This window comes from Gelidibacter mesophilus DSM 14095, from assembly GCF_000423005.1.
Taxonomy (GTDB): Bacteria; Bacteroidota; Bacteroidia; order Flavobacteriales; family Flavobacteriaceae; genus Gelidibacter; species Gelidibacter mesophilus.
In genome coordinates this window covers 711774-724646 of sequence record NZ_AUHD01000001.1, presented here as the reverse complement: position 1 = coordinate 724646, position 12873 = coordinate 711774, and the positions used below count along the sequence as shown (strand labels likewise).

Below are 12873 nucleotides of genomic sequence, written 5' to 3'. Positions count from 1 at the left end.
TATTAAATGAAAAATCATTCATTTCAATCGATTATTAATTAAATTTTGCATAATCCCCAAATTAGAATAATTATGGAGCTACAAAAGTACATCAAACAAAAAAAAGGAAGCTAAAACAGCTCCCTTTTATATCCCATTTAAATCCTCAAATTTGAGATTAATTTCCACTTCTTTCCACTAGAAGGGCTTGCAAGCGTTGTTGCAGCGCTTTTTCTTTTTGTATGCTTGCCGACATGGATTGGTAGCGCTCAATAGTAATTCCTGCAGACTCTATATTCTCAACGGCCTTTTTCTCCAATGCTGGTTGCATTGCTTCCATTTTGGCAATAGCTTTTGCATGTTTGCTCTTTTCATCTTCCGTAGCATCCAACGTTTTATTCGCATCCATTGAAGCTTCTTGAATTTCGCTAAAACGTTCCACTTTCAAACCTTCTTTTTCTATGATGGCCATCATTTCCTTTTGGGCTTCTTGATTTTGCATTTGCACCTTTAAATAGGCATCAGCAAAGTGACCCAATTCCTTTTCGGAAATATCTTTCTCCTGAGCGAAAAGAGACACCGATCCAATAAGACATGCAACTAAAAATAAACTCTTGATTTTTGATATTTTGAACATAATATTTTTTTAAAATTTTATCAAACTTAATTCCAACGAGATTTTCTACCAATTAAAATGGGCATCTTAACGTTAGTTTATAACTATTACGATCATTTTTATAATTTCTTTGGGAAAATCAAACCGTTTTCTTGAGCATCCTACTATCAAGAAATTACGATGTATGGATTTATGTTAGAGTAAAACCACCAAAACATACTCATCATAAACTAAAAACAAATACCATCAGAAAGACAACTTCACGAATAAGAAACGAGCTTTAATTATTTTCTACCTTCTCGCAATAACTTCTATTTTCTATTATCTTGATCCGGATCATAAGTTTTGTACATCTCACATATTTAGATAAATACTTTTCAGGATTGGCGGTCTGTAGGTGGCACATCTCGAAACTGACCACTTGAACCTGATGTGGCTTAGCATCGGGAAAGTGGGGCTGAAAATAGCTGGCATTAACTTCATTGGTCATTTTTATCATGACACCTGCAATTGTCTTTTCAATTTTTTGTCACTCGCAAAATCTACTTCTGACGGATCTGGCTTACTTTGAGCATAATAATAACTATTGTTTACGCCAAGCAAAGTGGCGTAGCTTTTCATGAGATGGTCCAGACAATCCTTCGAAATGTTTTGTAGAAGGACTTTAAGATTTCCCCATCGTGTCTGAAGCACACAACTATAGTGAGCTAATTGGGCTAGAAGAATAATAACTTTACACCACTAAAAAATTCCGAAAGAAGAAAAAAGAGCGAGTAATTTTTTATTAATTTTCATAATGACATCGTTTTTAGAAAATTCCGACCTTAAATTAGGAAATATTTCCTTCGGCTTACCTAAAAATACAAGCAATTACATGGCCTTTTGCTGAAGTATTTTCCTTTAATCCAGCTTGCATATCAATGAAAGTAGTATAAATAAAAAAAAAAACTATATTTTAGATGCTTATTAAATGGAAAAACCAAATTATAAAATGATAAATTGAAGGCAATTTTAGGGCAGATTTACAGACAATTACACTAATGGTCAATGCTGTGCTTTTGCTGATATTAATCATGGGATATGATGAAGTAAACCCGTAACTTTGCACCTTATATTATAAACCTCAATTTTTTGCTAAGGCATAAATGATAAAACAGCATGAGACACCACATTTTAATTCCAACAGATTTTTCAGATAATGCATGGAGCGCAGCGCTTTACGCTTTGAAGTTGTATGCCGATGTACCATGTACATTTTACTTCTCACATGCCTGGACGTTTTTAAATACAGGGTCTCGAACCTACATTTCGCCAAGCTATATAGACCCGATCAAAGACGCGTCAAAAAAGCAATTGACTGAAGTGAAAAATCGCGCTAAAAAAGAAAGCACTAATCCTGAACATGACTTCAAATCCATATATAGTGAGGGGTCTTTGACTGATTCTATACAGATTGCCTTTAAAAAGCACAAAATAAATCTCATCGTTATGGGTACCAAAGGCGCTACAGGAGCCAAGAAACTCATTTTGGGGTCCAATACTGTAACGGTCATTAATAAAATCCGAAAATGTCCATTGATGTTAATTCCCAATAATTTTGAATATATAACTCCAAAGCAGATTGTTTTTCCAACTGACTTTAATAGATTCTATGGTGAAGAACTTACGCACATAAAACAATTGTCTGATTTACACAATTCCACAATTGAAATTCTTCATATAAACGGGAAGGATGATCTCTCTGAAACTCAAAGTTCAAATGTGGAGATGCTCAAAACATATTTGGAAGATTATCCACATACATTTAATTGGATGCCAAATCAACCTAAAAAAGCAGATGCCATCACCAACTTTGTAAAGGAGCATAACATTGATATCCTCACAATGATTAATTACGAACACAGTTTTATTGAAAATATGATCAATGAACCTGTTATTAAAAAAATGGGCTTTAAGTCTTCCATTCCATTTATGGTTATTCCTCGTAAAGAATAGGGGCTATCCACTTAAAGCTGAAGGTTGTTTTTAGAGAAAACTAATTCCCTAAAAAACGAAAAACCATTAAAGTCTCGTCACGGAAGACTTCCTTTTTTAATAAGTATGTGACATAATAAGAAAAAATTCTAACCCTGATTCCTTCAGGGTTTTTTATTAGAATAATTCCGTCTTTGTTCTGGATTATATATTCTGCCCGTGTTAAGCTTGTGGAAACCTATTAATTTTGGATCCAGCAGCAATAAATACATGAGGCTGATATAAATCATTTAGGAGTTCATTCAAAATCTTTAGCTTTGCCTTAGAGCTTTAAAATCAAGACCACATGAGACATCACGTTTTAATACCCACAGATTTTTCAGAAAACGCATGGAGCGCTGCACTTTACGCCATAAAACTTTATGCCAATCAGGCCGCTACATTTTACTTTTCACACGCCTGGACTTTTGTAAACACGGGATCAAGAACTTATATTTCCCCAAGTTATATAGATAAACTTAAAGACGATTCAAAAGCGCAGTTGACAGCTCTACAAGAACGTGCCAAATTGGAAACTATAAATACTGATCATGAATTTCAAACCCTATTTAGTGATGAGCTTTTAATAGATTCCATAAAATATGCCATTAAAAAGCATCACATTAATTTGGTGGTGATGGGGACTAAAGGCGCTACTGGAGCTAAAGAATTTCTACTTGGAAGCAATACCGTTTCAGTCATTAATAAAATATGGCTTTGTCCAATATTATTAGTGCCGAATACCTTCGAATTTGTAAAGCCGCAACACATTGCTTTCCCTACTGATTTGAATAGAATTTATGATGAGGAGTTACTGCCAATCCTAAAATTAGCTGACTTGCATAAATCAAAAATTGAAGTCCTCCATATTACTGGTAAAGACGGACTTTCAGAAATTCAGGAAACCAATCGAGAGGCTTTGAAAGTTTATTTAGAAGCACATCCGCACAGTTTCCATTTTGTTCCAGATAAGGGTACAAAAGAGCATGCAATCCTCAATTTCATTGAACAAAAGACCATTAACATTGTTACCATGGTCAATTATGAACATAGCTTTCTAGAAGACTTTATTAAGGAGCCGGTTATTAGAAAATTAGGATTTCATTCTATTATTCCATTTTTAGTGGTGCCACGAATAGAATAAGCTTTATTATATTAGGAAATATTTTTTATCTCCAGATTTTCTTGATAAGGAAAACCATTATGATGGTCATAATAATTAAGCAGATATATATTGGTTTATAAATCATCCATAATTTAGTGTTTCATAGCCAAACTAATCGTTAATTTTGAGGTTTAAATTACAATTTAAAAATTAACGTCTTGCAACGAACGGAACTAGAGATTAAAATATTGAGCTGGCAAGTTTTGGATAACGTACCAAGTGCTTCGGGAATTGTGATATCGAACGAAAAGTTTTACGCGGTTGGCGATAATTCCCCCTATTTATTTCAACTAAATTCCAATTTTGAGCTGCTTTCAAAGACATCAATATATGCTTCCAAAAAACCAGTGGAAGACGTTATTCCTAAAATTGACAAACCGGATTTTGAGGCCATGGAAATGATTAACGATACCGAGATCCTCATCTTTGGATCTGGTTCCAAGTCGCCAGAACGCGATAGTTGCGTGTTATTAAAAATCGGGGAAACTTCTACCTATACCACCTATAACATGACTCCATTCTATGATCAAATGAGAGCATTGGAGTTAATGAAAGGTTTTGAACTGAATATTGAAGCCCTAGCCATTAAGGACGGCCTGCTCTATCTTTTTAATAGAGGAAGGAATATTATCTTCAGCTTTTCTTACAACGATTTTATGACGTATTGCACTACTGGCACACACTTTCCAATTATTAAGACCAACCTGGTTTCCTTGCCGAAAATAAATGGTCTGGAAGCGGGTTTCTCAGGCGCAACCACAACTAAGGATCAACCCTATCTCATTTTCACCGCGTCGGTAGAAGATTCTCCCAACGCCTATGATGACGGACCTATTTTAGGCAGTTTTATTGGCGTTATAGGCTTTGAAAACGGTGAGATTACCAATTACCTATCAGCGCAACAAATCCCCTGCCCTGGCTTTCCTTTAAAAATAGAATCGGTTACCATCGAGAAGCAGATTTCAGAAACAGAGACAAATCTTGTTGTGGTTACTGACAATGATGGCGCACCTTCCGAAATTATAAGATTGCAAATGACTTTATAGCATTCCAGCAGTCCATTTATTTATAAGACATCATACTTCCTTTTGAAAATATTGGAATTAAATATTTTGGATTACCAGAAACCTCACGCTTTTGAACTAAAAATCATCACCCAACACTGAAAAGCCCTTATTCAGTTAGTTGGTTACCCGCCCTTTTAAATCCAAAATATCTTTCAAGCTTTCAAATTGATACCCACGTTCTTTTAAGATTAAAATAAGATTGTCCAACTTGGAGTAGAACTTATCGGTACGATCGGGATGAGTACCCAAATGTGAAAGCAACATAAATCCATTCAAACCTTCCGTTTCCTCCAATGACAAAATAGACGCCATGATCGCTTCGGCACTTCTGTAGTTCTTCAGCTCAGGAATCGTATAATCTGCATGGGACAAGGTACCTGGACTATAATTGATGGTGGTAAGTTGTATTTGATCTGCCCATTGGGTAATGATATTGTCATGCCATTCGTAAGGCGGTAAAAAATAGGGTGCATCGCCTTTCTGAATGCCAAATTTTTCCATTTCTGAATAATTGGCGTTGAGATCATGTTTAAATTCTTCTTGGGAAACCAAACGCTTTTTTTCCTTTGTCCAATCATTATAAAGCAAATGCTTATCAGAATGGGCCCCTAAATAATGACCTTGATTTTTTGCGCTTTCTACGAACGATTTAAAATTTTGATTCCTGTAAAAATCACCCGTTAGAAAGAAGGACGCTTTGATTCCGTGCTTTTCGAGAATACGCAATATTTCCGAGGCGCCATCGGCATACTCATGCGCTGAAAACAACAGGCTAATTTTCCTTTCCGAGCTGTCGCCTCGAACAATCGCGCCACTATTATCATAGCGATACCGCTTCTTTTGATGGCCTGTTTTCCAACTTTCACTTTCAAGAGAAGACAGGTAATAGACCAATGACGCGGTACCGTCCATTGTAGGCTCGTTTGTAGCATAACTTCCTACATCATCTTGATAGACTACTAAGTCCGATTGAAAACGCGCGTATTCATCGGGATTATGAAGTTCAACCCCTATCAAACTATTGGCAATTGATCCATAGACCGGTCCATCAATCAAACCACCATTTACGGGATAACCTTCCAAATGTGTTAAAGAAGAATGTGGATCTATTGGGGTGTCTCCAAAATCAGGTAACCCCACAATCATGGAGGTTCCCCAAATATTACATCCAAAAAGCCAATCGCGGAGTGCCGCTTCCATTTCTAGAAACGTGTCATCACCAGTTAGATTATGATATAACTTGCTCTGGGTGACCGCAGCGGTTACAAAGTTATTTGAACACCAAACAAAAGGAATTCCGATATAAAAAGGATTTTCCTTGCCACGTTCATGCAGAAGCTCCAATCCTGTTTGGTAATAAGCAGTTACTTCCCTTTTTTCTTCGGATGGCATGGCTGATGCCAATTCATGATGGCCCGCATTTAAGAAAGGATAATACTGATAGTGTAAAATTGTATCTCGCCCAATCCAAGGTGTAACCTTCTCTTCAGAAGCATATTTTAAAGCACTTTTCCTGTAACCTTCGTTTCCTGTCAGTTTATAAAGACTGCTCGCCGCCAGCTCCATGTCGTCAACCCAATTGTCTTCTTCATAGAAATATGGAGAACGACCGGGTGCTGTCTGACTTACTCCGGGATGTAGTTCGCCATATTTATAGGCATCTTCAGCACGCTTTGTAAGGTCTTCAGAATATTCAGGATAAAATTCGGCCAATACCTTCGCACCGATTGCAAAGGCTGAAGCAAATTTCCCTGCTGTGGATGCCGCTCCAGTAGATCTGTTTTTGTATTTTAATATCCCTTGTTTTTCACCACTTGCCAGATAGACGGGACGTCCCTTCTGATTTGGATCATAAACAACTGAGTCCTTATTGGGTAATCGGTATCCCGAATGATCGCGGTCATCAGCAATCTGGTTATAATATTCTGTAGTGGAAGGATTCATTCTTTTGAGCCAATCCATGCCAAATTTTGCTTCATCTATAACATCGGGAATGCCATTCGGACCTGGCAATCCTTTAGCGTCATAAGCATCATCAAACGCTTCCGGATGATCACGGTAAGCAAAAAGCAATTGAAAAACCGCATTGGCCGAAGTGGCGGTATATTGCAAATAATCGGAAGCATCGTGCCATCCACCGGTCGCATCCATACGCTCTCCTTTCTTCTCAGGATTATAGAGAATATAGCCATCATCCAAATGACAGGAAGCGGTTAAATACGGATTATAGCCACAACGCTGCTGCCGCATATATTCCATTAAAAAATCGGCAGTATGATCATAAACATCTGCATTGATTCGGAATTCGGGAGATTTCACGCCTTTGGCAAGAATATAGTATTTCCCAGGCGCACTAAATTTACTAAAGTTCAAACGGTATGATGATTGGAATGGACCATAAGCACCTTTTGCTTCTAATGTTTTTGAGCTGAATACCACCTGGTTCGTAACGGCATCATGGAGCGCAAAAGAATCAATCGTGGCCTTCTCAAGAGCGCCAAATACGGCAACCTTTATAGAATTTGGTGTATAGCCCAATTGATTGATCCTAATAACCGCGTTTTCTTTAGAGTCCGTATCTATGGGCTTGGCAGCTGAGAGTACCACTAAAAGACTAAAAAATAAAAGTGCTTTTTTCATCCGTTTCTATATTTTGTTTTGGAAAAAATGACAACTATAATAGAGCCTAATTTTGCTCAAGCAAAAGCATTCAAAATGCGAATAAATCTTCACCTTTAAAAACTTTGGTTCTTAAAGAATTCATTGGACTGAATCCTATCCCCCAATTAATTGTACATTAAGTATTTACTTCTTGTTTTCCTAAAAGCTTCCAATCCAGGTTTCCAGGTTTCTTTTATTTCCTCCCCAGACATCCCCTCTTCTATCTGCTGTTGCAACTTTGTGGTGCCCGCAAGTTTTTTGAAAAAATCATTAAAAAAGGTCTTTTTATCGGAACCATTGTAGGCTTCAATGACCCAATCCAATCGCACTTCATTAAGAGGTTCAACACTTCTTAAATCTAGCCCGTGACACAGCTCTCCTTGATGCATTGGTGTTTTTGCACCAAAATTTGGTTCAGGGGTAAAACTGAATTTGAATGTGTCTTCTGGCAAAAATGGCGCTCCAAATACCTGAAATTGCATTTCGGTACCACGTCCACAGCTTACTGTTGTGCCTTCAAAAAAGCAAACGCTCGGATATAAATTAATGGCGGTTGCATTTGGAAGGTTTGGCGATGGTTTTATAGGCAAATCATATTCAGAAGCGTAGCTATAATTTTTAAGTGGCACTACGGTAAGATCACAATGCAGACCATTTTCCAACCATTTTTCGCCATTAATCATCTTTCCATATTCGCCAATGGTCATGCCATATACAATAGGCACGGGGTGCATACCCACAAAACTTTTAACGTCACTTTCCAGAATAGGGCCATCAATATAATGTCCGTTAGGATTTGGCCGGTCTAAAATAATTATTGGCACGTTAAGTTCGGCGGAAATCTCCATCACATAATGCAAGGTTGAGATGTAGGTGTAAAAACGAACGCCAACATCTTGAATATCAAAAAGCATGACGTCAATATCTTTTAAAAACGCGGCAGGTGGTTTTCTGTTATCCCCATAAAGTGATAATATAGGTAAGCCTGTTTTTTCATCAACACCGTCTTCTATATGTTCACCCGCATCTGCAACGCCTCTAAATCCATGTTCAGGCGCAAATACTTTAGTCACCTCAACATTCATTGCCAATAATGAATCAACAAGATGAGTATGCTGCTCTTTGTTGGCATCTTTAAAAATGACGCTAGTTTGGTTGGCAACAACACCCACATTTTTACCCTCTAAAAGCTTAAGGTAGACGTCTGTTTGATTGGCACCTGTTACGATTGCTGAGTTATTCACATCAGGGGTGCCTCTGCTCTCCTCTTTAGCTTGATCTTTTTTAGTAGTATCATTACAAGCTAATAGGCAAATAAAAGATAAAAATAGATATTTCATAATTTTCGATTTTTAATTGGACTTCAATATTTTAAATGTGGCCTTTTCACCTCTAATATCCTCAATTTCTAAAAAATATAAGCCATTTTCAAAACTTGTCATGTTTATACTTTCAAAATTAGAGGTCACTATTAAAACAGAAGCGCCCAAAATATTGAAGAGTTCCATTTTAGTAAAGTTCACGGCGTTAATATTTGATATAAACACATAATCTACTGTAGGATTGGGATGAATTTTAATTTGCATCAAATTCACATCACCAACAGAAGCAGTTTCACCAAACTTAGTATTGATCAAATCCCAAAGTTCTGGACGACCGCCATCATAATTTAATGCCCACATCCCTACGCCGCCTAGATTGTTGGCAATTGCCAAGTCGAACTTTTTAGAGATACTCTGTTCGTTATCGGTCCACACTTGGTTCCAGTTAGTTCCATCATTCCATCGATACCAAGGATATTCAAAGTCTGAATTCCATATAAAACCACCGTGGTTGTCTGCTTCCGTTACTGTATTTCTATAGCGAGTTGAAGATACATGGGAGATGGTTGCTGATTCAGAAACGTTAGTAGCTGTTTTCCAATGCTGTCCGTAATAAGGTACTGCCATTATCAATTTTTCAGGAGTATTTGCAGTTGGCACGGCATAGGTGCCTGTTTCTATGGTACGTTTAACAAAACGTTTCCATGAGGTATGATGTGTCAAGGGTGCTATGGGGCCGGAATTGGCTCCGTTTGCAGAAGTATAGTCGTAAGCCATAATAACAACGTAATCAACACTAGCCACCAAATCTTCAATAATCCATCCACCCCAATTCACGGCCGGTCCATCAAAAGACACCTCTTTTCCCGGAAGTTCGGCATGAATAAAAGTAGTGAGATCAGCCAAAAAATTATTCAATTCTGCACCCCTATGCGCAGAGGCCATTCCTTCAAAATCAATATTCACCCCATCTAAATTATAGGTTTGAATTAAATTCTTGACATTGGCGAAAAATTGGGCTTTCTTAGTTGGATTTGTAATCAATTCCCACACAACAGCATCCGCACCATCAGAACCACCAAAATTTACGACCGTCATAATTACCTTAACGCCTTGTGCATGAGCGGCATTAATTTCTGCTGTCCACGGCCATCCTACAGGTGGTTTTATTGAAGCGTCCAATTGAACCAAAAAATCAAAACATGCCAAATGGGTCAACAAATCGTAGCGGATATTGCTATGAGCACCTGAACTCTGCTCCCAATACGGTAAAAAACCAAATACCTTTTTATTCATAGTAGGTACTCTTAGAGCATTTAAACCATTGATGTTTTCGGCATTTTTGCGTGCATCTTCTTGTATGACATCTGCTGTAAGCCTACCAAATTCTTTTTTTTGCATTTGGTGTGGGCCTTCCAGAATTACCTCCTGTGCTAGCATGGTTTGAATGGTCATAAAGACAAATAAAATGATGATCTTTATGTGTAGAATTCTTTTCATAGTTATCTGTTTTAATATGAATTACTATTGGGTTATTTCGACGTTTTGATACCCGTATTAACTGAAAAATCGTTTGTTATTGATGCCGGCAAGGTCCCTTTCGCATCAGCTGCTCCAAAAATAATATCCGCCGTAATTCGATTTGCTACCTCTGAATTTTCGTAAGCAACCAATACACTTTCAACATCTTTTAAATCTGTTTCCTTTAAACTATATTGACTTGCAAATACGGTCAAGATGGTTTTGTGATTTTTTGAAATACTTTCAATCAGATGTCTATCTTCATCGGAAATGGCACTCGTAATTCTGCTATTTTCACGATGGTGACTGATAAAAATTTTGTCGTATTCTGAAAGTTTTTCTAGTGTTAGTTTCGCTGAAAGACTTGAAATATCAATGACATGAGCTCTAGATTTTAATTCTGTCAAAAATTGATCAGCAGAAGCATCTCCCAACTTTAAGAAGGCGATAGTGTCTTTTGCGCTCGTTTTTAATGGCAACATCTGATTTTCATTTTTAATAAGCGTTATCGCATTTTCAATGGCGGCAGCATATAATTCAACATTTATATCTTGATTCAAATCGTTTACCAAACCTTCCATTTTAATGGGTGCATAATTATTTAACCCTGCGTCAAATTTTGCTCCAAGTATTTTTTTTACAGAATGGGCCAATCGGGCTTCAGAGATACTTTCTTGATCATGCGCTTCCATAATTTTTAAAATAGCTTTGGGAGCGTCTACCGTAAAAAGTAGCACATCATTTCCAGCTTTAAATGCGGCCAAATCAATATCTCCAGGTTCTCCGTAATCGGCTGCACCTTTCATATTTAAAGCATCCGTAAAAATAAGACCGTCATAATTCAATTGATCCTTTAACAGCTCCGATACTATTTTGTAGGATAGCGAAGATGGCAACCCTTCTTGGCTTTCTAAACTGGGCACATTTAAATGGGCGACCATGACCCCTGCAATACCTTTTTTAAACAATTCTTTATATGGATAAAGCTCTATTTCATTTATCCTTTCTTTTGAAAAAGAAACTGTTGGGAGTGTTTTGTGCGAATCGGTATCGGTATCACCATGTCCCGGAAAGTGCTTGGCACAAGCAAGAACGCCAGTGCTCTGCATACCATCAGTAAACGCCCATGCTTTTTCAGTGACATTCACTTTATCCTCACCAAAAGAGCGTACGCCAATTACAGGGTTTTTTGAATTTGTGTTGATATCCACCACCGGCGCAAAATTGATGTGGATGCCCATTCGGTTGCAATCCTTCCCTATTTGTTCGCCAATTTTTTTAACGATGTCATTATTGGAAATCGCACCCAAAGTCATATTATACGGATATCTTGAGGTGCTATCTAACCGCATATTCAACCCCCATTCACCATCAACTCCTATAAACAAGGGTACTTTAGAAATGGATTGGTAATGATTGGTTTGTTTTGCTTGACGCATCGGACCTCCCTGAAAGAATATAAGTCCGCCAATATGATAGTCATTTATCAATTGTTGAATAGAATCCGTATGAGATTCACTTCTGTTGGAATAGGCACTGACCATAAATAACTGGCCCACCTTTTCCTTTAGCGACATGGAATTGTAAACACTGTCTACCCATTGGGTTTTATGGTCGATTTCAATGGTCCGTTTGGCAGGGATTTTGGCACAAGAAGCCAAGGTCAACGTTGCCAAAAGAACTAGTGGTAAAATCTTTTTCATTTTTTATTTGAATTATAAGTGTCAATAGCTTTTCTGATGCTTTTATGTTCGTTCAAAAGCGCTTTAGCCGTTGTTTCATCCACGTGGGTTTCATTCATGATCATTTGAACGCCCCTTGTAACCAGTTTCTTATTTGAAAGTTGCATATCCACCATTTTGTTGCCACGTACCCTTCCTAGCTTGATCATTACCGTGGTAGAAATCATATTTAAGGCTAGTTTTTGAGCAGTTCCTGCTTTCATTCTTGTGCTTCCCGTTACAAACTCAGGGCCAACCACCAATTCTATGGGATGATCAACTTCAAGAGCTAAGGGTGACTTTTCATTACAGGTAATGCACCCTGTAATAATACCATGCTGACGCGCCGTTTTCACGCCACCTATCACGTAGGGTGTGGTGCCGGAAGCGGCAATCCCAATTAGCACATCGTCTGAGGTAATGTTGTGTTTTTTTAGATCCTCCCAAGCAAGCTCGGTATTATCTTCGGCATTTTCCACTGCTTTCCGAAGCGCACCATCGCCTCCAGCAATAATGCCGATAACCAGCGTATCGGGAACGCCATAAGTTGGGGGACATTCTGAGGCATCCAAAACTCCTAAACGGCCACTGGTACCAGCTCCTATATAAAATAGTCGTCCGCCATCTTTCATTTTGGAATACACAGCATCGACTAATTTTTGTATTTGGGGGATAGCTTTTTCAAGCGCTTTAGGTACCGTTTTGTCCTCTGTGTTCATATTTAGGAGCAACTCACAGGTGTCCATCTTTTCTAAATCATTATAATCCGACGCTTGTTCGGTGGTCAATTTATGTTCCATAGGATTTA

Annotated in this window: 10 protein-coding genes; 3 read left to right on the top strand and 7 right to left on the bottom strand. The window is 37.9% G+C overall.

The genetic code is table 11. The features are described 5' to 3' along the window. Positions 1 to 157 precede the first annotated feature (157 nt). Both G525_RS20085 and G525_RS22470 read right to left on the bottom strand, forming a co-directional pair. Positions 158 to 616 (bottom strand): DUF4168 domain-containing protein, encoded by a 459-nt coding sequence (locus tag G525_RS20085; RefSeq protein ID WP_051209714.1) that lies wholly within the window; start codon positions 614 to 616, stop codon positions 158 to 160. A 259-nt stretch (positions 617 to 875) separates the two neighbouring features. After that, entirely contained in the window at positions 876 to 1085 is a 210-nt protein-coding gene (locus G525_RS22470; protein ID WP_157491866.1) for a hypothetical protein, read from the bottom strand. A 668-nt stretch (positions 1086 to 1753) separates the two neighbouring features. Between G525_RS22470 and G525_RS0103275 the strand changes: the two genes are divergently transcribed. From G525_RS0103275 to G525_RS0103265, 3 genes are all read left to right on the top strand, one after another. Further along, positions 1754 to 2590, top strand: coding sequence for a universal stress protein (locus tag G525_RS0103275; protein ID WP_027124886.1), 837 nt, complete (start codon positions 1754 to 1756; stop codon positions 2588 to 2590). A 325-nt stretch (positions 2591 to 2915) separates the two neighbouring features. Then, on the top strand, positions 2916 to 3752 hold the full coding sequence (locus tag G525_RS0103270; RefSeq protein ID WP_027124885.1) for a universal stress protein: 837 nt from the start codon (positions 2916 to 2918) through the stop codon (positions 3750 to 3752). Between the two features lie 179 nt (positions 3753 to 3931). Further along, on the top strand, positions 3932 to 4819 hold the full coding sequence (locus tag G525_RS0103265; RefSeq protein ID WP_035478799.1) for a DUF6929 family protein: 888 nt from the start codon (positions 3932 to 3934) through the stop codon (positions 4817 to 4819). 135 nt (positions 4820 to 4954) lie between these two features. Here G525_RS0103265 and G525_RS0103260 read toward each other — a convergent pair whose 3' ends face one another. From G525_RS0103260 to murQ, 5 genes are all read right to left on the bottom strand, one after another. Next, a complete protein-coding gene (locus G525_RS0103260; protein ID WP_027124883.1) occupies positions 4955 to 7480 on the bottom strand; it encodes a bifunctional glycoside hydrolase family 9 protein/polysaccharide deacetylase in 2526 nt (841 codons plus the stop codon). Positions 7481 to 7626: 146 nt separating this feature from the next. Beyond that, positions 7627 to 8841 carry an exo-beta-N-acetylmuramidase NamZ family protein gene (locus tag G525_RS0103255; RefSeq protein WP_035478796.1) on the bottom strand — a complete coding sequence of 405 codons (1215 nt, stop codon included), beginning with the start codon at positions 8839 to 8841 and terminating at the stop codon, positions 7627 to 7629. Positions 8842 to 8853: 12 nt separating this feature from the next. After that, positions 8854 to 10323, bottom strand: coding sequence for a glycosyl hydrolase family 18 protein (locus G525_RS0103250; protein ID WP_084647688.1), 1470 nt, complete (start codon positions 10321 to 10323; stop codon positions 8854 to 8856). Positions 10324 to 10355: 32 nt separating this feature from the next. Further along, on the bottom strand, positions 10356 to 12047 hold the full coding sequence (locus G525_RS20080; RefSeq protein WP_035478897.1) for a glycoside hydrolase family 3 protein: 1692 nt from the start codon (positions 12045 to 12047) through the stop codon (positions 10356 to 10358). Continuing rightward, positions 12044 to 12865: an N-acetylmuramic acid 6-phosphate etherase gene (gene murQ / locus G525_RS0103240; protein ID WP_027124880.1), complete on the bottom strand. Its 822-nt coding sequence runs from the start codon at positions 12863 to 12865 to the stop codon at positions 12044 to 12046. The genes G525_RS20080 and murQ overlap by 4 nt, the downstream gene beginning before the upstream one ends. Between the last annotated feature and the right edge of the window lie 8 nt (positions 12866 to 12873).